This window comes from Burkholderia sp. Bp8984 (assembly GCF_003853755.1).
Taxonomy (GTDB): domain Bacteria; phylum Pseudomonadota; class Gammaproteobacteria; order Burkholderiales; family Burkholderiaceae; genus Burkholderia.
In genome coordinates this window covers 1-25091 of the sequence record NZ_QTQN01000041.1, presented here as the reverse complement: position 1 = coordinate 25091, position 25091 = coordinate 1, and the positions used below count along the sequence as shown (strand labels likewise).

The 25091-nt window shown below is 64.6% G+C and carries 26 protein-coding genes; 13 read left to right on the top strand and 13 right to left on the bottom strand.

The genetic code is table 11. The features are described from left to right. Window positions 1-165 precede the first annotated feature (165 nt). Entirely contained in the window at window positions 166-786 is a 621-nt protein-coding gene (locus tag DID98_RS30530) for a LysE/ArgO family amino acid transporter (protein ID WP_124489010.1), read from the bottom strand. A gap of 106 nt (window positions 787-892) precedes the next feature. Here DID98_RS30530 and DID98_RS30525 point away from each other — a divergent pair, with 106 nt between their 5' ends. After that, a complete protein-coding gene (locus DID98_RS30525) occupies window positions 893-1786 on the top strand; it encodes a LysR family transcriptional regulator ArgP (protein WP_124524112.1) in 894 nt (297 codons plus the stop codon). A 60-nt stretch (window positions 1787-1846) separates the two neighbouring features. On the opposite strand, the gene fnr is transcribed toward DID98_RS30525, so the two are convergent. The 3 genes from fnr to DID98_RS30510 all read right to left on the bottom strand — a co-directional run bounded on the left by fnr (window position 1847) and on the right by DID98_RS30510 (window position 4018). Beyond that, a complete protein-coding gene (gene fnr / locus DID98_RS30520) occupies window positions 1847-2593 on the bottom strand; it encodes a fumarate/nitrate reduction transcriptional regulator Fnr (protein ID WP_044846467.1) in 747 nt (248 codons plus the stop codon). Window positions 2594-2771: 178 nt separating this feature from the next. Further along, complete coding sequence (locus tag DID98_RS30515) at window positions 2772-3239, bottom strand: universal stress protein (RefSeq protein WP_124524114.1); 468 nt, start codon at window positions 3237-3239, stop codon at window positions 2772-2774. Window positions 3240-3607: 368 nt separating this feature from the next. Beyond that, entirely contained in the window at window positions 3608-4018 is a 411-nt protein-coding gene (locus tag DID98_RS30510; RefSeq protein ID WP_124524116.1) for a DUF3005 domain-containing protein, read from the bottom strand. 279 nt (window positions 4019-4297) lie between these two features. On the opposite strand from DID98_RS30510, the gene DID98_RS30505 reads away from it, so the two are divergent. Together DID98_RS30505 and epsC are read left to right on the top strand one after the other, a co-directional pair. Further along, on the top strand, window positions 4298-4531 hold the full coding sequence (locus tag DID98_RS30505; RefSeq protein WP_044846464.1) for a hypothetical protein: 234 nt from the start codon (window positions 4298-4300) through the stop codon (window positions 4529-4531). A gap of 137 nt (window positions 4532-4668) precedes the next feature. Further along, window positions 4669-5589: a serine O-acetyltransferase EpsC gene (gene epsC / locus DID98_RS30500; RefSeq protein WP_124524118.1), complete on the top strand. Its 921-nt coding sequence runs from the start codon at window positions 4669-4671 to the stop codon at window positions 5587-5589. Between the two features lie 131 nt (window positions 5590-5720). Here the strand turns inward: epsC and DID98_RS30495 are convergent, their stop codons facing one another. From DID98_RS30495 to DID98_RS30485, 3 genes are all read right to left on the bottom strand, one after another. Further along, window positions 5721-6524, bottom strand: a complete 804-nt coding sequence (locus DID98_RS30495; protein ID WP_124524120.1) for an SDR family oxidoreductase — start codon at window positions 6522-6524, stop codon at window positions 5721-5723. After that, window positions 6524-7153: a GTP cyclohydrolase I FolE gene (gene folE, locus DID98_RS30490; protein WP_044846461.1), complete on the bottom strand. Its 630-nt coding sequence runs from the start codon at window positions 7151-7153 to the stop codon at window positions 6524-6526. Before folE ends, DID98_RS30495 begins: the two co-directional genes overlap by 1 nt. Before the next feature lie 101 nt (window positions 7154-7254). Beyond that, the gene (locus DID98_RS30485; RefSeq protein WP_044846460.1) at window positions 7255-8181 is read right to left on the bottom strand and encodes a LysR family transcriptional regulator; all 927 of its coding nucleotides are present in this window, start codon (window positions 8179-8181) and stop codon (window positions 7255-7257) included. A gap of 117 nt (window positions 8182-8298) precedes the next feature. Between DID98_RS30485 and pobA the strand changes: the two genes are divergently transcribed. The 7 genes from pobA to DID98_RS30450 all read left to right on the top strand — a co-directional run bounded on the left by pobA (window position 8299) and on the right by DID98_RS30450 (window position 15231). Then, complete coding sequence (gene pobA, locus DID98_RS30480; RefSeq protein WP_044846459.1) at window positions 8299-9531, top strand: 4-hydroxybenzoate 3-monooxygenase; 1233 nt, start codon at window positions 8299-8301, stop codon at window positions 9529-9531. 145 nt (window positions 9532-9676) lie between these two features. Further along, the gene (locus DID98_RS30475) at window positions 9677-10393 is read left to right on the top strand and encodes a 3-oxoacid CoA-transferase subunit A (protein ID WP_124489018.1); all 717 of its coding nucleotides are present in this window, start codon (window positions 9677-9679) and stop codon (window positions 10391-10393) included. A gap of 15 nt (window positions 10394-10408) precedes the next feature. After that, window positions 10409-11065, top strand: a complete 657-nt coding sequence (locus DID98_RS30470; protein WP_012365076.1) for a CoA transferase subunit B — start codon at window positions 10409-10411, stop codon at window positions 11063-11065. 88 nt (window positions 11066-11153) lie between these two features. Continuing rightward, the gene (locus DID98_RS30465; RefSeq protein WP_124540754.1) at window positions 11154-12527 is read left to right on the top strand and encodes a 3-carboxy-cis,cis-muconate cycloisomerase; all 1374 of its coding nucleotides are present in this window, start codon (window positions 11154-11156) and stop codon (window positions 12525-12527) included. Then, window positions 12527-13312: a 3-oxoadipate enol-lactonase gene (gene pcaD / locus DID98_RS30460; RefSeq protein ID WP_124489020.1), complete on the top strand. Its 786-nt coding sequence runs from the start codon at window positions 12527-12529 to the stop codon at window positions 13310-13312. Before DID98_RS30465 ends, pcaD begins: the two co-directional genes overlap by 1 nt. Before the next feature lie 10 nt (window positions 13313-13322). Then, a complete protein-coding gene (gene pcaC, locus DID98_RS30455; RefSeq protein WP_044846455.1) occupies window positions 13323-13709 on the top strand; it encodes a 4-carboxymuconolactone decarboxylase in 387 nt (128 codons plus the stop codon). 163 nt (window positions 13710-13872) lie between these two features. Continuing rightward, on the top strand, window positions 13873-15231 hold the full coding sequence (locus DID98_RS30450) for an MFS transporter (protein ID WP_044846454.1): 1359 nt from the start codon (window positions 13873-13875) through the stop codon (window positions 15229-15231). A gap of 132 nt (window positions 15232-15363) precedes the next feature. On the opposite strand, the gene DID98_RS30445 is transcribed toward DID98_RS30450, so the two are convergent. The 6 genes from DID98_RS30445 to DID98_RS30420 all read right to left on the bottom strand — a co-directional run bounded on the left by DID98_RS30445 (window position 15364) and on the right by DID98_RS30420 (window position 22462). Next, a complete protein-coding gene (locus DID98_RS30445) occupies window positions 15364-15612 on the bottom strand; it encodes a hypothetical protein (protein WP_124524124.1) in 249 nt (82 codons plus the stop codon). A 108-nt stretch (window positions 15613-15720) separates the two neighbouring features. Beyond that, on the bottom strand, window positions 15721-16338 hold the full coding sequence (locus DID98_RS30440; RefSeq protein WP_124524126.1) for a LysE family translocator: 618 nt from the start codon (window positions 16336-16338) through the stop codon (window positions 15721-15723). A gap of 597 nt (window positions 16339-16935) precedes the next feature. Next, window positions 16936-18054, bottom strand: coding sequence for a tyramine oxidase subunit B (locus tag DID98_RS30435; protein WP_124524128.1), 1119 nt, complete (start codon window positions 18052-18054; stop codon window positions 16936-16938). Between the two features lie 61 nt (window positions 18055-18115). Continuing rightward, complete coding sequence (locus DID98_RS30430) at window positions 18116-19390, bottom strand: phosphopyruvate hydratase (RefSeq protein ID WP_124524130.1); 1275 nt, start codon at window positions 19388-19390, stop codon at window positions 18116-18118. 1 nt (window position 19391) lies between these two features. Continuing rightward, window positions 19392-20801 (bottom strand): glycerate kinase, encoded by a 1410-nt coding sequence (locus tag DID98_RS30425; RefSeq protein ID WP_124524132.1) that lies wholly within the window; start codon window positions 20799-20801, stop codon window positions 19392-19394. Between the two features lie 257 nt (window positions 20802-21058). After that, window positions 21059-22462, bottom strand: a complete 1404-nt coding sequence (locus DID98_RS30420; protein WP_042972937.1) for a PLP-dependent aminotransferase family protein — start codon at window positions 22460-22462, stop codon at window positions 21059-21061. Between the two features lie 161 nt (window positions 22463-22623). On the opposite strand from DID98_RS30420, the gene DID98_RS30415 reads away from it, so the two are divergent. The 3 genes from DID98_RS30415 to DID98_RS30405 form a co-directional block, all read left to right on the top strand. Further along, window positions 22624-23397, top strand: a complete 774-nt coding sequence (locus tag DID98_RS30415; protein ID WP_124524134.1) for an aldolase — start codon at window positions 22624-22626, stop codon at window positions 23395-23397. Window positions 23398-23494: 97 nt separating this feature from the next. Beyond that, entirely contained in the window at window positions 23495-24631 is a 1137-nt protein-coding gene (locus DID98_RS30410; protein WP_059620791.1) for a branched-chain amino acid ABC transporter substrate-binding protein, read from the top strand. A gap of 74 nt (window positions 24632-24705) precedes the next feature. Further along, window positions 24706-25091, top strand: a 386-nt coding sequence (locus tag DID98_RS30405; protein WP_148093546.1) for a branched-chain amino acid ABC transporter permease, incomplete at its 3' end; no start/stop codon positions are given.

Below are 25091 nucleotides of genomic sequence, written 5' to 3'. Positions count from 1 at the left end.
CGTCTGCTGCGTGGGTCATTCGTGCCGCCGCGTTCGATCGGGAACCGAATTTTGTTGCGGCCGGGCGCGGCAACGGGAGAGACGGGCGGAGCTGGCCGCTTCGCCGCAGCGGAACGAAAAGCGGGCGGCAAGTTGCCGCCCGCGATCGATCATTCACCGAGGCCGTTATCGCAACTGCACGGCCGCCAGGAACAGCACCATGCTGCCGATCGCGCCGTCCAGCACGCGCCACGCGACGGCCTTGCGGAACCACGGCGCGAGCAGTCGCGCACCGTATCCGAGCCCGAGGAACCACACGACGCTGACCGACATCGCGCCGATCGCGAACGCCAGCCGCGTGCCTTCCGGCTCTCGCGCACCGGCCGTGCCGATCAGCAGGAACGTATCGAGATACACGTGCGGGTTGAGCCACGTGAACGCGAGCGTCATCAGCACGATCGCGACCGCGCTCTGCGGCGGCGGCGCGACGGCGTCGCCGCGCACGTCGAGCGTTGCGTGTCCCGGCTTGAACGCGCGACGCAGCGCGTTGAAGCCGAACCATGCGAGATACGCGAGGCCGACGTACAGCACCATGTGGACGAAGGTCGGATAGCGTTCGACGAGGACCGACGCGCCGCCGACGCCCGCGCCGATCAGGATCATGTCGGACAGCGCGCACAGCAGCACGATCTTGCCGACATGCGAGCGCATGATGCCTTGCCGGAGCACGAATGCGTTCTGCGCGCCGATGGTGACGATGAGCGACCCGCACAGAGCGGCGCCGTGGGAAAAAGCGATCCAGTTCATGATGGGGAGCGGTGACGCAGTAGACGGGTGAATCGGTTGGCGCTAGTCTGCGGTGAGCTGAGACATAAGAGAAGCTAATTCACCTAATGCAGATTAAGGAAATCTAATGCTCGACTACGCATTGCTCGATGCCCTCGCGGCGGTGATCCGGCACGGTTCGTTCGAGCGGGCGGCCAAGGAGCTGAACGTCACGCCGTCGGCGGTATCGCAGCGCGTGAAACTGCTGGAGGAGCGTGTCGGCAGCGTGCTCGTCAAGCGCGGGCAGCCGTGCGTCGCGACGACGTCGGGTGCGCTGCTGTGCCGGCATACCGAGCGCGTGCAATTGCTCGAGGCCGAACTGGGCGGCCGGATGCCCGCCTTGCCGGGCCAGATCGCGAGCGCATGGCCGACGTTGCGTGTCGCCGTCAACGACGACAGCGTCGCGACCTGGTTCATCGATGCGGTCGGGCCGTTCTGCACCGAGCGCGAGACCTTGCTCGACCTCGTGATCGACGACCAGGACCATACGGCCGCGCGAATTCGCGATGGCAGCGTGCAGGGCGCGGTGACCGCGCAGGCCGAGCCGATCCAGGGATGCCGGTCGACGCGGCTCGGGCGTATCCGCTATCGCGCGGTGTGTTCGCCGGCGTTTTACGCGCGCTATTTTGGTGCGGGCATCACGCGCGATGCGCTGCGCCGCGCGCCGTGCGTGATGTTCAATTCGAAGGACGGCTTGCAGGCGCGCTTCGTCCGGCGCGTGACGCGCGCGGATCTCGATCCGCCGCAACACTGGATCCCGCACGTCGCGGGCTACCTGCGCGCTTGCGAAACGGGGCTGGGATGGGGGATGTGCCCGGACCGGATGGTCGATCGCCAACTGGCGGCGGGCGAACTGGTCGACATGTCGCGCGGGCGGACCGTCGATATCGATCTGTACTGGCAGAGCTGGCGCCTGTCGATCGGCTGGCTCGACGACTTCAGCGCGGCACTGAAGGCGCGCGCCGCGCTGTTTCTCGACTGATCGAGGCGGGCGCGGCGAATGGCGGCCGGCGTCGGCGCGCAGGTCACGCGCCGCGCGGGGTCAGACGTGGTGCAGGCCGTCGAAGTCGACGATCTGCACGAGGCGGCCGTGCATTTCGATCAGGCCGCGCTTCTGGAACTTCGACAGTGTGCGGCTGACCGTTTCGAGCGTCATGCCGAGGTAGCTGCCGATGTCTTCGCGCGTCATCCGCAGGTTGAATTCCGACGGCGAGTAACCGCGCTTCAGGTAACGCGCCGACACGTCGAGCAGGAATGCGGCGACGCGCTCTTCGGCGTTCAGCGAACCGAGCAGCATGGTCTGCGACGTTTCGCGCACGATCTGTTCGCTCATCAGCTTGTGCATCCGCAGCTGCATCGTGCCGGCTTCCGAGCACAGCGACTTGAGCGCGCTGTACGGAATCACGCAGACCGAGCTGTCTTCCAGCGCGACCGCGGTGCGCGGGTGCGTGTCGTCGCAGATGCCGTCGAGGCCGAGCGCCTCGCCCGCGAGGTGCAGGCCGGTGACCTGCTCGCGGCCGTCGTGGCGCGTGGCGACGGTTTTCAGCGAACCCGAGCGCACGGCGTACAGGTTGTCGAAGGTGTCGCCTTCGCGGAACAGCGCTTCGCCGCGCTTGACCGGGCGTGCCGCGCAGATGACCGATTCGAGGCGGCTGAGCGCGTCGGGTGCGAGGCCCTGCGGCATGCACAGGTGCCGCATTGCGCACGACGAGCAGTGCGGGGCCTGGCGGGGCGCCCAGGTGCCTGCATGGGACGGTACGGCGGGGCGTGTGGCGACGGGCGTCAACATGATCGTTTACTCCGGCATTGAATCGACGGAATCATTGTCCCACCGCAAGTTGCCGCTGTCGGGCGACAAAACGTCGCGACCGCGCGCACATGCCGCGGGCATTGCAGCGGCCTGCGTGCAGGCACGCCGCTGCGCGTGCGCGCCGCGCCGCGCACGCCGATGCCGATGCCGACACCGCTCAGCCTTCCTGATCGTCCGTATGCGCGGCGGCCGGGATCAGCAGCACGGGCAGCGTCGCATGCCGCACGCACTGTTCGGCGATGCTGCCGAGCACGAGGCGACGGAACCCGCGGCGGCCGTGCGTGCCGAGCACGAGGAGGTCGGCGCCGAATGCTCTCGCACCGTCGAGGATCAGCGTCGACACGTCGTTGAGCGACGACGCCTCGCTCGTCAGCGTCTCGCCCTTCACGCCGGCCGCCTGCATCAGCTTCGTGAAATCCGCCGCGAGCGCATTGCCTTGCGCGATGAGCTGATCGCGCAGCACGGACGGGTCGTAGCCCGGCACGTTGTAGTAGATCGCGGCGTTTTCGACGACGTAGAACGGCTGCAGTTCGGCACCGTGCTCCTTTGCGAGCGCGAGGGCGGCGTCGAACGCGTGGCGTGCGGTGTCGCTGCCGTCGATGGCAACCAGAATGCGCTTGTACATAGTGTCTCCGAGTGGCGGATTGAACGGAAGTCGGCCGAACGGCCGGGCCGGCCGTGCGTCGCTGCGAGGCAGGGTAAACCAACGGCGGGGACTTTGCAGCGACGTGCCGGCGGTCGCGAATGGGCATTGAAGCGCATCCGTATCGCGATGACGTGACTTCGATCAATGCCGATGCATCGGCGTCGTGAAATCCCGCGTGCCGAACCCGAACCGGGCGCCGATATCGATTCCGGCGCCGATTCGGAAGATCGCACCGCCTGCGCACCGAGCGACCGGCCGGCGCGCGAACGCGCACGCCGGTCCGCCGCCATCGGCCGTCGGCGCTCTTCAACCCGCCGATCGAACGATCGATTCAAACGCTGCGTGCGTTACCGCGGCACCGCGGTGATTTCGATCACCCGTTCCGGCCGGCGTCCGTGGCCGGGCCAGTGCGCGCTGCCGTACATCCGGTGAACCGGGCCGTACGGCGTGTCGCCCGCGTGCGACGGCGCGTCGAACCCCTTCTCGATCACCATGTAGCCGGCCCGCAGCGCGAACGCCGGATGATTGCCGCCCGGCCGGCTGTCGAAGCCGGCGAAGCCGTCACCAGCCTCGGGCATCGCGTTGACGAGCGACGCGTTGCTGCCCGTGATCTGGTCGGGCGGGAAGGGGCTGCCGCTCGCGAGACGCGCCGCCTCGCGATTCTTGCCGTCGGTGTCGACGGTGCTGTCGTGCGTGTCGTCGTTGTCGAGTTCGATGCTGCGCGGATGCGCGGCGTGCGCTTGAGCTGACGTTTCCATCACGGCTCTCCTGGCGGCGTAGCGCTCCGGATCGAAGCAAATCCCGTTCCGGGCAAGACGGGAAAATGGTGCGCGGGCGATCGCCGCAGTCGCGTGGCGCGCACTGATTTGTCATGATTTATTTCAGCTAGAACACCCGTTTTCTACAGAGTATGATTCTTTTCCTGCGAAGCGGCGACAGGGGATGCAGTACGCGCCGACTCTGCCCGCACCGGGCGCCGCAGCACCCTTAGAGACGGGTAGCGAACAACAAGCAAAGGGACTAGAGGTGGCGGATTCATGCAAGCGACTACTGCCTTCACGCACCGCGGTTATCTGTTGAATTGCGCGCCCGCGCGCGCCACTGACGGATCGTTCAAGCCCTACGTCGTGATCTCCCGATCGAGTGACGGGGAACTCGTCGCGAACCGTTTTTTCCCGAGCGAGCTCCAGTTCAACGACGAAGGCGACGCGATCGCGCATGCGCGCGACTGGGCCGTGCGCTGGATCGACGCGAGCAGCGTCACGATCTGACGCCGTCGCGCGGCGGCAGCGGCGGCCGTCCGGCCGATCCCCCGGCGTGCCGCCGCCCGGCGAAAACGCGGTAATCTTGCGGAACCCGTCACTTTATTAGCGGCCGTGCGATCGCGCGCGGCTGCCTGCATTGGCATATGTCGACATCACCCGCCCGTCAGTGGGGCCTCGAAGAAATCGTTGCCGGCTTGCGCGAATCGCGCGAGGAACTTCACCGCACGCGTCATCCGCGCGGCATCCGCGAGCTGCCGTCGCGCGACGCGATCTGCAAGATCGTCACCGGCCTGCGTGCGTCGATGTTCCCGACGCACTACGGCGCGCCGGATCTGACCGACGAAAGCGTCGACTACTACGTCGGCCACACGCTAGAAAGCACGCTGCGGATCCTGTCCGAACAGATCCGCCGCGCGCTGCCGTTCCTGCCTGAGCATGCGGACACGCCATTCGCGGAACTCGACGAACGCGCGTTCGAGATCGCGCGCGAGTTCGGCCGGCAGTTGCCGGCGGTTCGCGCGCTGCTGGTCAGCGACATCCAGGCTGCCTACGCGGGCGATCCGGCCGCGCAGCACATCACCGAGATCCTGCTGTGCTATCCCGGCGTGTTCGCGATGATGCACCATCGGCTCGCGCATGCGCTGCACCAACTCGGTGTGCCGCTGCTCGCCCGCTTCATCAATGAAATCGCGCACTCGGCCACCGGCATCGACATTCACCCGGGCGCGCAGATCGGCCCGAGCTTCTTCATCGATCACGGCACCGGTGTCGTGATCGGCGAAACCGCGATCATCGGCGAGCGCGTGCGCGTGTACCAGGCCGTCACGCTCGGCGCGAAGAGCTTCCCGGCCGATGGGGACGGCACGCTGGTGAAGGGCAACGCGCGGCATCCGATCGTCGAGGACGACGTGGTGATCTATGCGGGCGCGACCATTCTCGGCCGCGTGACGATCGGGCGCGGCTCGGTGATCGGCGGCAACGTGTGGCTTACGCACAGCGTGCCGCCCGGCACGAGCGTCGCGCAGGGCAAGGTCCGCGAAGGCGGCAGCGGCGAGAAGCCGTAACGCGGCGCGCGAACGGCGAAACTGTCGTTCGCGCGGCGCAGGCGCAGGCGCAGCGAAGGCGAAGGCGCGCGCCGACACCCGCATACCGGTGTGCCAAGAGGGTGCACGGCTGCCGCCGCACCCCCGCTTCGTCAGTGCTTGCCGGCCGGCGAGCGATGCTTGTAGAGCACGTCCTGGTCGACGCGGATCAGGTTCTGCCCCGCATCGACGACGAAATCCACGCCGTTGTACGCGCTGCCCGTCAGCAGCAGGATCGCGCTCGCGACGTCGTCGGGGCCGGCGATGCGCGCGAGCGGCGTCGACGCGCGGCTCGCGTGTTCGAAGTCGGCCTGCGTCTGGTCGTCGCTCGGCAGCATCAGCCCCGGGAACACCGCATTCACGCGCAGCACCGGCGACGACGACAGCGCGAGCATCTGCGTGAGGTTGCCGAGCGCGGCCTTCGCGACCGTGTAGCTGAAATGGTCGCGGTGGAAGTTTTCCTTGATCTTCTGGTCGACCACGTTGACGACGACGCCCTGCGTGCCGGCCGCGCGGGCCCGTTCGTAGAACGCGCGCGTGAGCAGGATCGGCGCGCGGCAGTTGACGGCCCAGGCCTGGTCGAATGCCGCAAGGTCGAAGCTCGGGAAATGGTCCTGCCAGAACACCGACGCGTTGTTGACCAGCACGTCGAGGCGGCCGAAGCGCGCATAGACCTGGTCGATCAGTGCGGTGATCTGCACGGCATCCGACAGGTCGGCCTGCAACGCGACCGAATCATGCCCGCGTTCGGCGATCGTGCGGGCGGCCGCCTGCGCGGCATCGGCGGAGCGGTCGTAATGGACCGCGGTGCGATAGCCGTGCGCGGCGAAATACTCGGCGAACGCGCGCCCGGCCCGGCGCGCGGCGCCGGTCACGAGCACGACCGGCGCGTGTGCCGCTTGCTTCGTGGACTGCATTACGTATTCGTCAGGTTGACTGAAGAAGGATTGGCGACGATCGACAGGAATTCGCGCCGCGTCGACGGATCGGTGCGGAACGTGCCGAGCATGCGCGACGTGACCATTTCGACGCCCGGCTTGTGAATGCCGCGCGTCGAGATGCACTGGTGCGCGGCTTCGAGGATCACGCCGACGCCCTTCGGCTGCAGCACGTCGAACAGCGTGTCGGCGATCTGCACGGTCATCTTTTCCTGGATCTGCAGGCGCTTCGCAAACGCGTCGACGAGACGCGCGAGCTTCGAGATGCCGACGACGCGATGGTTCGGCAGATACGCGACGTGCGCGCGGCCGATGATCGGCACCATGTGGTGCTCGCAGTAGCTCTCGAAGCGGATGTCCTTCAGCACGATCATCTCGTCGTAGCCGTCGACTTCGCTGAACGTGCGCGCGAGGATGTCGCGCGGTTCCAGCGCATAGCCGGCGAAGAACTCTTCGTATGCGCGCACGACGCGCGCCGGCGTGTCGAGCAGCCCTTCGCGGGCGGGATCGTCGCCGGCCCAGCGCAGCAGCACGCGAACGGCATCCTCCGCTTCTTCGCGGCTCGGCCGGGATGCGGCCGGCTCGGGCCGCGCGTTCTTTTTACCCATCTAGTCGCTCCATCGAATGCGGCCGCCTGCGGCGGCGCGGATATCCGGTCATTGTTTCATGCTTTCGCGGGTCGTGCGTGCGGCCTGCCGCACACCCCGCGTCACTTCGGCCACTCGTCCTGCTCGTCGTTGAACAGCGACGCGACGACGCCGCGCAGCCACGCGGTGCGCGGATCGTTGTGGAACTTGCGATGCCAGTGCTGCTTCAGGTCGAAGCGCGGCAGCGGCACCGGCGGCTCGACCGGCACGATGAACGCGTGCTCCGCCGCATACGCATAGCCGATCGCGTGCGGCACCGTCGCGATCAGGTCGGTGCGGCTCAGGATGAACGGCAGGCTCATGAAGTGCGGCGTCTCGAGCACCGCGCGGCGCTGCATGCGCTGCTTCGCGAGGTATTTCTCGAGCACCTCCTGGCTGCGCCCTTCGGCGCGCACCACCGCATGCCCGCATGCGAGGAACTGCTCGGCCGTGAACGGGCGCGCCTGTTCGAGCGGATGGCCGCGCCGCATCAGGCAGACGAACCGGTGTGTAAACAGACGCTGCTGGAAGAAGTTGTTGCCGTCGAGATCGGGGAAATAGCCGACCGCGAGATCGATCGAGCCGGCTTCGAGGCCGCGGCCGACTTCGTCGTGTGCGAGCGAGACCGAGCGCAGGTTCGCGTGCGGCGCGCGCGTCGCGAACGCCTGCAGCAGCTTCGGCAGGAACACGATCTCGCCGACGTCCGACAGCGCGATCGAGAACGTATGCGTGCTCGCCGCCGGATCGAAGTCGTGCGGCGCGACGAGGCCGCGCTCGATCTGCGCGAGCGCATCGCGCGCGGCCGGCAGCAGCGCGAGCGCGCGTGGCGTCGGCTCCATCCCGCGCGACGTGCGCACGAACAGCGGATCGCCGAAATACTCGCGCAGGCGGCCGAGCGCGGTGCTCACGCGCGGCTGGCTCACGCCGAGCAGGTCGCCAGCGCGGCTGACGTTGCGCGTGTCGTCCAGCGCGACGAGGTACGGAATCAGGTTCAGATCGAGCGTGTCCATCACGGGAGCCAGTATCTTCAAAGCGTATACAACATATCTCCTGAATCGCGTTGCTGCATAGTCGGGAAAGCGCTCAAATGGGTTCCATTACTCGAACCAATGTTCAGGAGACGAACAATGCGCACCCAGGTCGCCATCATCGGCGCCGGTCCGTCCGGCCTTTTGCTTTCCCATCTGCTGCGCCTGCAAGGCGTGGATTCCATCCTCGTCGAGGCGCGTTCGCGCGAATATTGCGAGAACCGCATCCGCGCCGGCGTGCTGGAGCAGGGCACGGTCGACACGCTCAACGAAGCCGGCCTCGGCGACCGGATGCGCCGCGAAGGGCTCGAACACCACGGCATCGAGCTGCTGTTCTCGGGCCAGCGCCATCGCATCGACCTGAGCGCGCTCACCGGCGGGCGCGCGATCACCGTCTACAGCCAGCACGAAGTGGTGCGCGACCTGATCGCGGCCGGCGTCGAGCACGGCCACGCGATGCATTTCGAAGTGAGCGACGTTGCGCTGCACGATGTCGAGAGCGAGCGCCCATTCGTCACGTTCAAGCATGCCGACGGCCGCGAAGACCGCATCGACTGCGACTACATCGCCGGCTGCGACGGCTTTCACGGCATCGCGCGCCAGACGATTCCGGCCGAGCGGCTGAACACGTTCGAGCGCGTCTATCCGTTCGCGTGGCTCGGCATCCTCGCCGACGCGGCACCGTCGCTCGACGAACTCGTCTACGCGCATCACGACAACGGTTTCGCACTGTTCTCGATGCGCTCGCCGACGGTCACGCGCCTCTACCTGCAGTGCAAGCCCGACGAAGACCTCGCCGAATGGTCCGACGCGCGGATCTGGGACGAACTGCACACGCGCTTCTCGAACGACACCGGCTGGACGCCGACCGAGGGCCGGATCACGCAGAAGAGCGTGACGCCGATGCGCAGCTTCGTGTCGGAGACGATGCAGCACGGCCGCCTGTTCCTCGCCGGCGACGCCGCGCACATCGTGCCGCCGACCGGCGCGAAGGGGATGAACCTCGCGGTGGCCGACGTCCGCGCGCTGTCCCGCGCGCTCGGCGCCCGCTACCGCAACGGCGACGCGACGCCGCTCGAGCGCTACTCGGCGACCTGTCTCGAACGCGTGTGGCGCGCCGAACATTTCTCGTACTTCATGACGAACATGCTGCATGCGTCACCGGAGGACTCGCCGTTCGTCAATCGCCTGAAGTTTGCCGAGCTGAAGTACGTGACGCGCTCGCGGGCCGCCGCGCAGTCGCTCGCCGAAAACTACGTCGGCCTGCCGTTCGACGACCAGACGCCCCCCGAGGGATCCCGCCTTGACAACGCGCTGTGCGCGACTCTATGATCGGCCAATCGTTCGCTAATCGAATCTCGGTTCGACTATCGAACAAATGCCGAAGGTCGACGACGGCCTTCGACGCGGCACGCGACACGCGCGTGTCCCCTCGACAGGCCGCGCATCGAGCCGCGGGTTCGTATCAGGAAGAGACATGGTCAACAAGATTTTCGAATCGCTTCAATCGGCGGTCGCGGACGTCCACGACGGCGCGACCATCATGATCGGCGGGTTCGGCACGGCAGGCATGCCGTCCGAGCTGATCGACGCGCTGATCGAGCAGGGCGCGCGCGGCCTGACGATCGTCAACAACAACGCGGGCAACGGCGAGACCGGCCTCGCGGCGCTGCTCAAGGCGAAGCGGGTGCGCAAGATCATCTGTTCGTTCCCGCGCCAGAGCGACTCGCAGGTGTTCGACGCGCTGTATCGCGCGGGCGAGATCGAGCTGGAGCTCGTGCCGCAGGGCAACCTCGCGGAGCGGATTCGCGCGGCGGGCGCCGGCATCGGCGGCTTCTTCACGCCGACCGGCTTCGGCACGAAGCTCGCGGAAGGCAAGGAAACGCGTGTGATCGACGGCAAGTCGTACGTGTTCGAGACGCCGATCCACGCCGATTTCGCGCTGGTCAAGGCGTACAAGGGCGATCGCTGGGGCAACCTCGTCTATCGCAAGACCGCGCGCAACTTCGGGCCGATCATGGCGAGCGCCGCGAAGGTCGCGATCGTGCAGGTGTCGGAAGTCGTGCCGCTCGGCGGGCTGAACCCGGAACACATCGTGACGCCGGGCATTTTCGTGCAGCGCGTCGTCGAAGTGCCGCAGGCCGCGCACGCGGCCGAGCTGGCTGCCGAACATGCTGCATCGCAAGCTGCCTGACCGAGGAGACCCGACATGAAACGACTGACCCGCGATGAAATGGCCAAGCGCGTCGCCCAGGACATCCCCGAAGGCGCGTACGTGAACCTCGGCATCGGCGTGCCGACGCTGGTGGCGAACCACCTCGACCCGAGCAAGGAGATCTTCCTGCACAGCGAGAACGGCCTGCTCGGCATGGGCCCGGCGCCCGCGCCCGGCGAGGAAGACGACGAGCTGATCAACGCCGGCAAGCAGCACGTGACGCTGCTCACCGGCGGCGCGTATTTCCACCACTCGGATTCGTTCGCGATGATGCGCGGCGGCCACCTCGACTACTGCGTGCTCGGCGCATTCCAGGTGTCGGCGAACGGCGACCTCGCGAACTGGCATACGGGCGCGCCGGATGCGATTCCGGCCGTCGGCGGCGCGATGGACCTCGCGATCGGCGCGAAGCAGGTGTTCGTGATGATGGAGCACCTGACGAAGCAGGGCGAGAGCAAGATCGTCGCGCAGTGCTCGTATCCGGTCACCGGCGTGCAATGCGTGAGCCGCATCTACACCGATCTCGCGGTGCTCGACGTGACGGCCGACGGCCTCGCGGTGAGCGAGATCTTCACCGACCTGTCGTTCGACGAACTGCAGAAGCTGACCGGCGTGCCGCTGATCGACGCGACGCGCAAGGCCGCGGCCTGACCGGCAAGCGTGCCGGCGCGCGCGATCCCGCGCACGCCGGCACGCTTGGGTAGACAATAAGCGCACGCCGTTTCCCCAATCTGATGCCATGCTCGAAGACAGCGCCCGCCTGACCTCCCTCATTTGCGGCACCGAGTCGCTCAACCGGATCTGGTCGCCCCGCGCGACGATCCAGCGGATGCTCGACGTCGAGGCCGCGCTCGCGCGCGCGCTCGCCGCGCAGCAGGTGATTCCCGCCACCGCGGTCGCGCCGATCGAACGCGCGTGCGACGCCGGCCGGCTCGACGCCGACGCGCTCGCGCACGGCGCGGCGCTCGGCGGCAATCTCGCGATCCCGCTCGTCAAGCAGCTCACCGCGCAAGTGAAGGCCGACGACCCGGAGGCCGCGAAGTTCGTGCACTGGGGCGCGACGAGCCAGGACATCATCGATACCGCGACCGTGCTGCAGCTGCGCGACACGCTCGACGTGCTCGAGCCGCTGCTCGACGAAGCGTGCGCGTCGCTCGCGACGCTCGCGCGCACGCATCGTGCGACGCCGATGATCGGCCGCACGTGGCTGCAGCAGGCGCTGCCGATCACGCTCGGCCTCAAATTCGCGCAATGGCTCGACGCGCTGCTGCGCCATCGCGCGCGCTTCGCCGAATTGCGTGCGCGCGCACTGGTGCTGCAGTTCGGCGGCGCCGCCGGCACGCTGGCGAGCCTGCGCGAGCACGCGGCCGGCGTGAGCGCCGCGCTCGCGGCCGACCTGCGGCTCGCGCTGCCGGCCGTGCCGTGGCATACGCAGCGCGACCGCATCGCGGAAGCCGCGTCCTGCTTCGGGATGCTGACCGGCACGCTCGGCAAGATCGCGCGCGACGTGTCGCTGCAAATGCAGACCGAAGTCGGCGAACTCGGCGAACCGGCGGCCGCCGGCAAGGGCGGCTCGTCGACGATGCCGCACAAGCGCAACCCGGTCGGTTGCGCGGCCGTGCTGACCGCCGCGGTGCGCGCGCCGAACCTCGTCGCGACCGTGTTCGCGGGGATGGTTCAGGAGCACGAGCGCGCGCTCGGCGGCTGGCAGGCCGAATGGGATGCGCTGCCCGACCTCGCGCGTCTGACCGGCGGCGCGCTCGCGCAGATCGCGCAGATCGTCGCGGGCCTCGACGTGAACACCGAGCGCCTTGCCGCGAACCTCGAGCTGACGCACGGGCTGATCCTAGGCGAAGCCGTGATGCTCGCCCTTGGCGACCGGATCGGCCGGCTCGATGCGCATCATGTCGTCGAGCATGCGTCGAAGGAAGCAGTGCGCACCGGTGCGACGCTGTTCGACGTGCTTGCCGCCGATGCGACCGTATCGGCCCACCTGTCGCGCGACGCGCTCGCGCGGCTGCTCGATCCCGCACATTACGTCGGCGAGGCGCAGGCCTGCGTCGACGCCGTGCTCGCGCTGCACGCGGGCACGACACAACCAGGAGAACACTGATGCCTTTCGCCACTGTCAACGGCGTGAAACTGCATTACCGGATCGACCGTGCCGCGCGCGACGACGCGCCGTGGCTCGTCTTCTCGAACTCGCTCGGCGCCGACCTGCAGATGTGGGCGCCGCAGATCCGCCCGCTCACGCAGCACTTCAACATCCTGCGCTACGACACGCGCGGCCACGGCCATTCCGAAGCACCGGCCGGCTCGTACACGGTCGACCAGCTCGCGGGCGACGTGATCGGCCTGCTCGACCACGTCGGCATCGAGCGCGCGCACTTCTGCGGGATCTCGATGGGCGGCCTGACCGGCGCCGCGCTCGCCGCGCGTTTCCCGTCGCGCATCGTGCGCGCCGTGCTGTCGAACACCGCCGCGAAGATCGGCTCGCCGGAAGTGTGGGCGCCGCGTGCGCAGAAGGCGCGTGCCGAAGGGATGGCCGCGCTGGCCGACGCCGTGCTGCCGCGCTGGTTCACCGACGCATTCGTCGAACGCGAGCCGCGCCTGTTCGACGCGATCCGCGACACCTTCGTGCATACCGACAAGGACGGTTACGCCGCGAACTGCGACGCGCTGAACGCGGCCGACCTGCGCGAGGAAGTGAAGGGCATCGCGCTGCCGGTGCTCGTCGTGACCGGTGCGAAGGACATGTCGACGCCGCCCGACCAGGGCCGTGCGCTGGCTGCTGCAATTCCGGGCGCGCGTCACGTCGAATTCGACGCCGCGCACATTTCGAACATCGAGTGCACCGACGGCTTCAACCGCGCGCTGCTCGACTTCCTGACCGCGTGAGGCACCGACGATGGACGACCAGCAACGTTATGAAGCAGGGATGAAGGTGCGTCGCGCGGTGCTCGGCGACGCGCACGTCGACCGTTCGATCGAGAACCGCACCGAAGTGACCGACGAATTCCAGAACCTGATCACGCGCTATGCGTGGGGCGAGATCTGGACGCGAGACGGCCTGCCGCGCCATACGCGCAGCCTGCTGACCATCGCGATGATGGTCGCGCTGAACCGCGGCGAGGAACTCGCGCTGCACCTGCGCGCCGCGCGCAACAACGGCGTGACGCGCGACGAGATCAAGGAAGTGCTGCTGCAGACCGCGATCTATTGCGGCGTGCCGGCCGCGAATTCCGCGTTCCATCTCGCGGACAAGATCTTCAAGGAACAGGATGCGGCCGCCTAGATGCGGCTGAATCACACGGCCGGCGCGCGCCGGCCGTGACCCGATCGCGACGCCTGCCACTGCCGGCCGGTGTCGACGATGCATGACGCGTCGGCGACGAATCGGCGCGCGTACAAGGAAAGGCGCGGCCATCAAGCTGCGTTGCTTACATAGGAGACACGCGATGAATCGCACACCCGTGGTCGATGTCCAGACCTTCATCAACGAGCAGCCGTTCGGCGGCTTCCAGTGGCTCGTATTCCTGATGTGTTTCGTGATCGTGCTGCTCGACGGCTTCGATACGGCCGCGATCGGCTTCATCGCACCTTCGCTACTGGGCGAATGGAACCTCACCAAACCCGATCTCGCACCCGTGCTGAGCGCCGCGCTGTTCGGCCTCGCGTGCGGCGCACTCGTGTCGGGCCCGCTGTCCGATCGCCTCGGGCGCCGCTCGCTGCTGCTCGGCTCGGTGTTCCTGTTCGGCGTCGCGTGCTTCGTGTCCGCGTTCTCGAACACCATCGGACACCTGACGATCCTGCGTTTCATTACCGGCGTCGGGTTGGGCGCCGCGATGCCGAACGCGGTCACGATGATGGGCGAGTTCTGCCCGGACAAGCGCCGCGCGACCGTGATCAACCTGATGTTCTGCGGCTTCCCGCTCGGCGCCGCGTTCGGCGGTTTTCTCGCCGCGTGGATGATCCCGCATTTCGGCTGGCGCAGCGTGCTGATGCTCGGCGGCGTGACGCCGCTGCTGCTCGGCGTGCTGTTGCTGCTGAAGATGCCGGAATCGGTGCGCTTCATGGTCGCGCAAGGTCAGGGCGTCGACCGGATCCGCGCGACGCTCGCACGGATCTCGCGCGACGCGCTGAACGCCGGCTCGTTCGCGATGACCGAAGCCGCGCCGCAGACGGGCGGCAAGGGGATCGGCGTCGTGGTGTCGCGCTCGTACATCGTCGGCTCGGTGATGCTGTGGATCGCGTATTTCATGGGCCTCGTGATCTTCTACGCGTCGATCAACTGGATGCCGATCCTGCTGAAGGATGCCGGTCTGACGCCGAAGAGCGCGACGCTGATCTCCGCGCTGTTCCCGCTCGGCGGCGTCGGCGCGGTGCTGTGCGGCGTGCTGATGGACCGTTTCAACGCGAACCGCGTGATTGCCGTGTGTTACGCGCTGACCGCGATCAGCGTGTATGCGATCGGGCAGGCGGCAGGCAATGTGGGGATGCTCGTGCTGGTCGTGTTCATCGCCGGCGTGCTGATGAACACCGCGCAATCGTCGATGCCGGCGCTTGCCGCCGCGTTCTATCCGACCGAAGGGCGCGGTACGGGCGTGGCATGGATGCTGGGTGTCGGCCGCTTCGGCGGGATCGCCGGGTCGTTCCTCGTCGCCGAACTGACGCGCCGGCACTTCTCGTTCGCGGGCGTGTTCGCGACGATCGCGGTCGCGGGCTTGCTCGCGTGCCTCGCGTTGCTGATCAAGCAGGCGGCGCGGCCGCACGGTGTCGCGCAGCCGTCCGGCAAGATCGAGTCGCTCGGGCATTGAGCGGATTCGGGGCCGGGGCGATGCGCTGGCCCTGCGTGTGTTCGGCATGCCGCGGCGGGTCGCAAGACGGCTCACACGCAACGACAGACCGGGCCGCTTCGGCAGCCCGTCGCCATTCCGGCCGCCGCGCCGCTACTCCTCCGCGTCGTGTTCCTTGACGAAGTTGCGCAGATACGCGCGCAGTGCGGCCTCCTGGCTGCGATGATCGGCAAGGTTCGCGGCGCCCAGCGCTTCCTCGTCGCCGAACAGCGTGGGCGGCGCGCAGTACGTACCCACCTCGATGTTCTCGCGCAGCACGCGAATCTCGTGCGTGAGCGGGTGGTACTCGGCGACCCAGTGCATGCCCTCGATGTGCTCGCCGGTCTTCAGCATTGGCTTCATCGGCCACCTCCATGCAGATGCGGCGCAACCGCCGCAGCGATTGCGCGCGCCCGTACCAAAAGGGTACGCCTGCACGGCGTGAAGCTCAACGGCTGTGCTCGTGAGCGCTTACTGCGGCAGCAGATGCGCGACGAGCGGATACAGCGACAGGATCAGCAGCACGGCCATCGTCACGTTGAAGATGCGCAGTGCGCGGCGGTTCGACAGGAAGCGGCGCAGGCCCTGGCCGAACGCGGCCCACAGGCTGATGCACGGAAAGCCGATCAGGATGAACACGACGGCCATCCACGCGGCGTTCATCCCGTAGTCGGCGGACAGGCGGATCGTCGTCGCGGCGGTCAGCACCATCATCCACGCCTTCGGATTGACCCACTGGAACGCGGCGGCTTCGAGGAACGTCATCGGCCGCGGTTTGGCGCCTTGCGCCTTCACTTCGCCGGACGTGCCGATGCGCCAGGCGAGGTACAGCAGGTACACGACGCTCGCGACTTCGAGGGTCGTGTACAGGACCGGCACGCGGCGGAATGCTTCGCCGAGGCCGAAGCCGACGCACAGCATCAGGATCGCGACGCCGATGCTGATGCCGAACAGGTGCGGCATCGTGCGGCGGAAACCGAAATTGACGCCGGACGCGAGCAGCATCGTGTTGTTCGGGCCGGGCGTGATCGACGTGACGAGCGCGAACAGCATGCCGGCGGGCAATGCGCTGAGGGTGAGGAAGTCCATCGCGGATTCTCCATTCGTGTTCGGGACTGGGATGGAGTCAGTGTAGCGACGGTTTTCTGTACAGTACCGGTACAGTTAGCCTGGTGGTTGCCGGTACGGGGTGGGAGGGTGGTGCGCGGGCATGTTGTCTCTCAGAAAAGATGTCCGCAGTCTCAATAAGTTGTCTTTGAATAAAAATTCATATCAATGTGGAATTTTCGTCGTATTCGCTAATTCACGCTGGTCCTGAGCTTTTTATTCTGAAATTCAATGAGATGTGCAAACTTATCATTGCGTCGAAGTGGAAAAAGTGCGTCGCGAGCGATGTAAATGACGAGGGGTGGCTAACACCTGAATGCTCAAAATCAACCTCTCACAGCTTGTCATTCAACACGGTTACTCAGATCAACGTGACCAATCGAGGCGGTCCGCTGCACGCAGCTTTGCCAAGAGTACTTGGTGCAAGCGGTCCCAAACCTCGACGCTCGCCAACATTCGCCCGGCATGAGCCTTCGGCCTATGGCCGAAGGCTCAGGAAAGCCCCGACACTGGCGCTCGGCACTTTCCAGGGGGATCCAGGCGGCTCAATTGCCGGGAGTGCGATTCACGGCGACCCGATCAGAGAGCCGGCTTTTCCCACAAATTGAGGGGCGTGCCGATCTTCTTTTCCCGCGCGTTGTTATAGAGCTCCGTCCCCCAGCTGATGTCGAAAACCGCCATCCCGCATGCTATGAAGATGACACGCTCCTTCGTGCTCTCCCGGCCCGGCTTGTCGCCATTCACGACATGACCGAGGCTGGTCGAGTCAGGCAGGGCGGGCAGCTTGCCTGCATCGATCAGACGGAAGAACGGGCCGCCAATGACGCTGCTGTAGTAGCTTTCCTTATTGCCCGATGCGATTGCGTCCTCGACATAGGCTTCCTGCAGCGGGGTATGGTCGTATACGATCCTGGCGCCGGTCAGGAACGACTCGTCGGTATTGAACGGGCCCGAGACGAGAATGGTCGCGCCCTCCTTGATCCATTCGTCCTTGAAATAAAGCGGCTTAAGACGCGACGCTGCCACGGTGATGACATCTGCATCGCGGAAGCCTTGCTCGGCCTCATCGGTACCGACGGCGGTAATCCCGTACGTTTGCTGAACCCAACCGGCGAACTCGTTCGCCTTGTCGAGGAAGACGTCGAAACAGACGACGTGCTGGATCGAGCCGAGCTGGGTCATGATCGCGGTGAAGCACGCCTTGTTGATCGGGCCGCAACCGATAACAGACATACTTCTCGCATCTTGGTTGGCCAGATACTTTGCCGCCACTCCCGGCACGGCTCCGGTTCGGGCCGCGCTCAACAAGTTCGCCGACATCAGCGCCAGCGGCGCGCCCGTGTCCTTGTCATTGAGCATCATGGTCAAGATCGAGCGCGGCAGGCCTTTCTCGGCATTGGCGTGATTCGATCCGTACCATTTGTTGCCGCACACGTCGAAGCGACCGCCCAGATAACCGGGCATTGCAGCAAAGCGGCGGTCCGGACCGGCAACCGGCATGTTCGGGAACTTCGTCTCTTTCGGGAAGACGATGTTCATTCCGTGGTTATTGTGATTGGCGCCACCCATCAGATAGTCGCCTCTGCCGAGGAGTCCGAATGTCTCCTCGCATACGGACACGCAGCGCGCGGCATCCAGCACGCCAGCTGCGATCATGTCCGGCTCGGAAAGGTACAGAAAGTCGATTTTGGGATACATGGTGCAGACCTCGTCGAAAAAGGAAGATGTCGGGTGTCAAGCGTCGATCCCGACTCAGTGGTCAGAATCGGAGAAGTGGTGAAATGTCGTAGAGGCGGCAACCCGGGCTTCGCGCATTTGCCCGCAACAGAAAGTTGAGCTTTTCGATCCGCTCGCCGGAACGGGGGGCGCCATTCTTCTGGAGCGGAACTTCGAGGCCGACCGAAAAATCCATCACGACGTCATCCACGACACCACCGGAGCGGCCCGAGGGCACCGCGATCATTCCGTGTTGCAGCGCAAATCGATAGGCGTCCATCGCCTCCGTGATCGTTCCGACCTGGTTCGGCTTCAACACGAACCCGTCCACGGCACGAGTCTCGAAAGCCCGCTCAAGTAACGGGAGACTGGTGACCGTGAGATCGTCGCCCAGAATGATCGATCGTCGAATTTCTCGAACCGCCGTGCTGTAACCTTCCCAGTCGTTTTCATCGAGCAAATCCTCGATGAAGACCAAATTGAATTTCTCGGTCAGGAAGCGGGCATAGGCAATGAGTTCGGAGGTGGACACCCGTTTGCCTTTCAGCAGATACGTGCGGGTTTCCTTGTCGTACATCTCGCTTGACGCGCAATCGAGCGCAAACGCGATCCGGCCTGTACAGCCACAGGCATCGATGGCCTTTTGCATCAGCGTCAACACGACTTCCGGGTCATCCGAAGGGGCGGCGTAGCCATAGGAACTGGCGACTTGAGGTTTGTGGCCCAGATATTCGGTCAGTACATGGCCAAGCTTCTGAAACACGGCCACCGCCATTTCGATGGCGAAGTCGACACTGTCAGTGCCGTACGGCACGATCAGAAACTCGTTGAACGGCTGGGTGAGCCCATCGTATCGTCCGCCGTTGATCACGTTGAAGCATGGGACCGGCACGGTCCGGATGTCGCGGCCGGCGATGTGAGCGTACAGCGGAATCGATCGGGCATTCGCCGCCGTACGGAATGCCGCGATGGATACCGAGTAAATCGTGTTTCCGCCGAGGCGGGACTTGTTGGGTGTGCCATCGAGCGCGATCATTTTTTCGTCGATCGCTCGCTGATCAAACACGTTCATGCCGATCAGCGCCGGACCAATTACATTGACCGCGTTGTCGACGGCGTTATGAACACTGAGCCCGTCGTAGGTCGCTGGATCGCCGTCCCTCAGGACGAACGATTCGTGCGTCCCGACGGAAGTGCCGGTGGGTGCCGCACCTCGACCAACCGCACCGCTTTGGGTGCGCACCTCGACTTCGACTGCGGGCCGGCACTTGCAATCGATGATCTGAAGTGCCCGGACGGATGTGATCTTGTCTTCCATGTCACTTGCTCCCGTTCGGTTCAGGAACATAAAGGATGTTCAAGTCACACAGGTTGGTACCGGTGTTGCCGGTGAAAACGGCGGAGTCGATCGACTCGAGTGCTTCGAAGCAGCTGTGCTCGCGCAGTGCCTGATAGAGGTTGACTCCCTTTACGGCAGCCGCGGTGAAGCTGGTCGAGTCCGTCATGCCTCCCGCCACCGTCGCCGTGCCGTCCGTGCCTTCGCTGTCGATCGACAGCAGGCAGGCACCCGTGGTTTTGGCCGCCGCGATAGCGAAACTTGCGGCCATTTCCTGGCCAGGCCCGCCGTGCCCCTTGATCACGCTGTTATCGTCGATAAGCGTCGTCACCTCACCGGAGCTGAGAAGCACGCAAGGGGGCTTGATCGGGTTGCCGTACGTCTGGATTTCGCGCGCCATCGACGCGAAGAAGGTGCCGGCGTCGCGACTTTCTCCTTCAAGGAACGACGACACGATCATTGCGGGGATACCCATCTCCTCGCAGACTGCCTTGGCGTAAATGCAGGAGTCGGGCAGCGTGTTGAGCAGGAAGTAGGTATTGTCCGGAAAGGCCTTCGGGGTCTCCGCGTCGGGGCCTGCGTTCATCAGATAGTCGACAACGCTCTTGGGCAGGCGATCGGCCACGTTGCGATTGATGATCGTGGCGCGAGCGTCGTCCAGGGTCGTCATGTCGGGACCGATCGGCGTGCTTTTGTAGGCTGCGTAGGGCACTGAAATGTCGCCCGTGGCAGGCGATCCGACCGCGTCGCTGATGCCGAAGCCGATCAGTTCGGCACCCGTGCGCTGGATGCGCTGCGCCAACATCCCGCCGTTCAAGGCCGAGATGTGCCGGCGCACGGCATTGATCTCGTAAATGCCTGCACCGGATTTCAGCAGCACGTCCGTGGTATCGATCTCGTCCTGCAGGCTGATGCCTTCGATCGGACAGGACATGAGCGCCGAACTTCCGCCGCTGATCACCGCGATGAACAAGTCGTCTGGTCCGGCCTGATCGACGAGTTCGATGATTTGCTTCGATGCCCGATGGCCTTCTTCGTTCGGGAGGGGATGGCCGCCGACGAACACCTCGGTCTTGTTGAAACGGTCCGATTCTTCCCGGATTTTCACGATGGCAATACCGTGCGTCAGGTGATCGCCCAACACATGGTCGACTGCCATTGCCATGTGGTTGCATGCCTTGCCGGCGCCGACCAGATAGACGTTTCGCTTGCGCGAAAGGTCCCACGAGCGCGTTCCGATATGCAGTACGCTACCTTCCATGCGCATGATGCTGCGAATTCGCTGGTAGCTGTCGAGCCTGTCGAGTGTCCGGTCCGCGATCTCGAGTACGATCCGCCGTGACGAAACGACGCCATTCGAGAGGAGTGCTTCGTAATTTCGTATCTTTTTCATGCTGAAAATTGATCGGAGTTACCGCCGCATCGAAATCATGGGCGACGTGTTGTCCGTCAATTTATGCAATCGAGCTGAACAGATACATGCACACCGCGGTGGATCGCTAGATAACTGTAGAGGCCTTGTTGCCTGCACAGTTGGATCCGCGCACGGCGTGGACGCTAGCTCATGCGCGTACCGACTCGAGCGGGTTCGAGAGATCACGGGTTCGTTGCGCGACGCCGATTCCCTGGCGGCTTGGTGACGAGACCGGGTCAGTGTGCAATGGCATGCGCCAGAAACGCATAAAGACGATCGAAGTTGCAGTGCGCAACATTGAATCGCAGCCAACTACTGGTTGGATTGGTGGCGTAGAAAAGATTGCCTGGCGCCAGAAGAATCTTGTGGTCGACAGCACGTACAGCGAGTTCGGCCGAATCGCAATTGATTCCCGCGGGCCGTGCCCATACGAACATTCCGGATCGAGGTTCGCAGAACACTTCAAAACCGATCGATTCAAGCCGGCGACAGGTCCGTTCCTGCGCGGTAGCGAGACGATCGCGCAATTGCTCGGCCTGCTTCCTGAAGTGTCCTTCGGACAGCACTGCATGTGCCAGTTGCTCCGTGATCGTCGGCGTCGACATTCCGGACACCAGCTTCTGGTAAAGCAAACCCTCGAGAAGCGCGGGCTCCGCGGCCACGAATCCCACGCGCAGGCCGGCACCGATGGTCTTTGAAAAGCTGCCGACATAGACCACTCGTTTCAATTGATCCATGGACGCGAGCGCGACTGAATTTCCGGACACCAGACCGGCAGAGACGTCGTCCTCGACGATGATGCAGTCGTAGCGCTCGGCAAGCTTCAGGACCTTGAATGCCGATGCCGAGCTGTAGCTCGCACCGGTCGGATTATGCAACCGCGTATTGGTGAAGAACACTTTGGGGCGATGAGTCTCGAACGCCTGCTCCATCGAAACGACGTCCGGACCGGTGGGTGTCATCGGAATCCCGACTGCCTTGATCCTGCGCAATCGCAATGCAACGAGCAGATCGCTGTAGCAGGGCTCGTCTACCAGCACGGTATCGCCCTCGCGCGTAAGGTGACGAATGGCGAGATCCAGCGCCTGGTTTGCGCCCAGCGTAGTGACGATGCCCGTGGAACTTGCCTCGATCTCGTGTTCCGCAAGTTGCCGCACGATTTGCTCACGCAACGGCTCATACCCCTTTGCGTGCCCGTACCCCAATAGCGATCGCGGCTGCGCCGCTACCTGTCTTAGCGCCCGCCCAAGGCCGTCCGCGTCGAACCATGCCTCTGGAATCCATCCCGAGCCCGCGTGAATCGTGCCTTCCGTTCCCTCCAGAACGTTACGCAGCGACCATCCGTTCGTGAATTCCTCGTTGAGTTTCTCGATGGTCGGAGGTATCTCGCTACGGCTTCGATCCGCGACATAAAAGCCGGATCCACGCCGTGCCATCAAGACGCCTTGCGCCACCAGGCGATCGTATGCTTCGACGACCGTAAATGTCGACACGCCGTGTGCCTCGGCGAATACGCGGATGCTCGGAACCTTGGCCCCGGACCGCCAGGTTCTTTCGTTCACCGTTGCCGTCAGCCCGGCCACGATCTGTTGAACCAGGGACGATTCCCCCTGGGGATCGAGCGTCAGTATCGGTTTCATCGCCGCACCTATCACATCAAAAATACCGGCCCATATAACCGTGCAGGCGACGAACCCAATACAGTTAGTCACCCTCGTTTTAAAGTGTACATGTATCCGTGCAGGTTTGATTCACTACATTGAAGGGGAATCGCATACGCATACTTGCACTGGACGACCCCATGGCACACGCCACCGATTTTTTTCCTGGATCGAAGACCGATGAGCTCGCGAATGCTCGCGACGATCTGGCCGCGGCATTTCGCATCGCCGCGCGCCTCGGCTTCCACGAGGGCACATGCAACCATTTCAGTCTCTTGCTCCCGGGCAGTCGGGAAACGTATCTGATCAATCCGTTCGGACTCAGCTTCGAAGAGATCCGACCGGCTGATTTGCTGCTCGTCGATTCCGCCGGCTCGGTAATCGACGGAGTCGGACGAGTCGAGAAAACCGCGCTCAACATCCATTCCCGAGTTCATCGCGCCTCGCCTGATGCCGCATGCGTACTTCATACGCACATGCCTTATGCCACGGCACTGACGACGCTCGACGGCTTTCGCCTCGAAATGTGCCATCAGAACAGCCTTCGCTTTTTCGATCGCATTGCATACGACCGTGATCATTCGGAATACGGAGGACTTGCACTCAGCGAACAGGAAGGAGACCGGATTGCCGCCGCGTTGTCTTCCAGGCGTGTCCTGATGCTCGAGCACCACGGCGTGATAGTCACGGGCCCTTCGATTGCCGCGGCACTCGACGATCTCTACTACCTCGAACGAGCCGCCCAGGTCCAAATCCTCGCGATGTCGAGCGGGCGTCCGCTGAAACGCGTGAGCGACGAACTGGCTCGCCGGACTTCTCGTGAATTCGCCCGTGATCGAGATGAATATGCACGACTTCATTTTCGCTCGCTCAAGCGGCTTCTGGAATCTGCACAACCGCACTGGCGGGACTGACTATCCCACGTCAAGCGCAATCGGTCATCTCGTGCCCGCGCTCCTGACGCTGCAACCATGTCGACTACCCAATTTGCCCACGCCACGGAGGTTTCACATGAAGTACTGTCACAAACTCACCATCGCCACCCTGTTGCTCGGGGGAATCAGCCCCGCATTGATTTCTGCCGCGCATGCGGATCAGACTGTCAGGATCGGTGTCGCGGGCCCGTTGACGGGCGGCCAATCGAATTTCGGCAAGGACGATGAGCGAGGCGTGCGGCTGGCGATTGAAGAGCTGAATCGGACGCCGATCGTCGTCGACGGTCAATCCATCAAGTTCGAAATGCTGTCCGAGGACGATGCTGCAGATCCCAAAACGGGCGTCTCTGTCGCTCAGAAGCTCGTCGATTCGGGTGTGAAGGCGGTCATCGGCCACTACAACTCCGGCGTGACCATTCCCGCGTCCCGCATCTACAACAATGCGCGTGTTCCGATGATTACCGGCGCCGCTTCAAATCCGGCGATCACGCAGCAGAGCTTCCCGTATGTCTTCCGGCTTGCGGCCAATGACAACGTGATGGGCGCACGCATGGCCGAATATGCGGCAAAGGTATTGCATGCAAAACGCGTGGCGGTGATCGACGATCGCACGGCATACGGATCAGGCGTAGCTGACGTGTTTGCCGCGACGGCGAAGAAGAACGGTATCGACGTCGTCGCCAGGGAATATTCCAACGACAAGGCAACGGACTTCAACGCGATTCTGACGCACATCAAGGCTCAGCGCCCGGACGCGATCTTCTACGGCGGGTACTACGCGCAAGCAGCCGCCATCGGGCGACAGTCCAAGCAGTTGGGTCTTGCGGTTCCGGTGCTAGGCGGGGACGGGATCTGCTCGGTCGATATGCCGAAGCTGGCTGCCGGAACGCTGAATGGGCGGGGGTATTGCGCCGAAGGCGGCGCACCGCTCGCGACGTTGCCCGGTGGTCCGGAATTCGCGGCGCGGTATGAAAAGCAATTCGGTGTGAAGAACGATGTTTACTCGCCGGCATTCTATTCGGCCACGATGGTGGTCGCGCAGGCGATGAAGGCGGCGAATTCGACGGACCCCGAAAAGTTCGTTCCGATGCTCAAGCAAATCCAGTTCTCGACGCTGGTCGGAAAGGTCGCGTTCGACAAGAACGGTGAATGGATTGATGCGCCGGTGACCGTGTACAAAGTGTCGGGCGATAACCTCAGTCCGACGCAGTGATACTTCGAGCGAGAACGACGAGTAATCGGCGTTCTCGCATGCCGATCCAATAGTAATCAACTCTTGGGAGTGACATGGACATTTTTGTCCAACAAATTCTGAACGGGCTGGTGCTCGGCAGTGCGTACGCCATCATCGCGTTGGGTTACACGATGGTGTACGGCATTCTCGGCATCATCAACTTCGCGCACGGTGACGTGCTGATGGTCGGCGCGATGGTCGCCCTGTCGGCCATCACCGTGCTGCAGAACCATTTCCCCGGACTCGGCAACGTCGCGACGCTGACGATCGGCCTGGGCATCGCCGCGATCGTCTGCGCGTGCGTGGGCTACACGATCGAGCGGGTCGCATACCGGCCGCTGCGCCGCGCGCCGCGTCTCGCGCCGCTGATCACCGCGATCGGCGTGTCGATCCTGCTGCAGACGGCCGCGATGATCATCTGGTCGCGCAACCCGCTGCC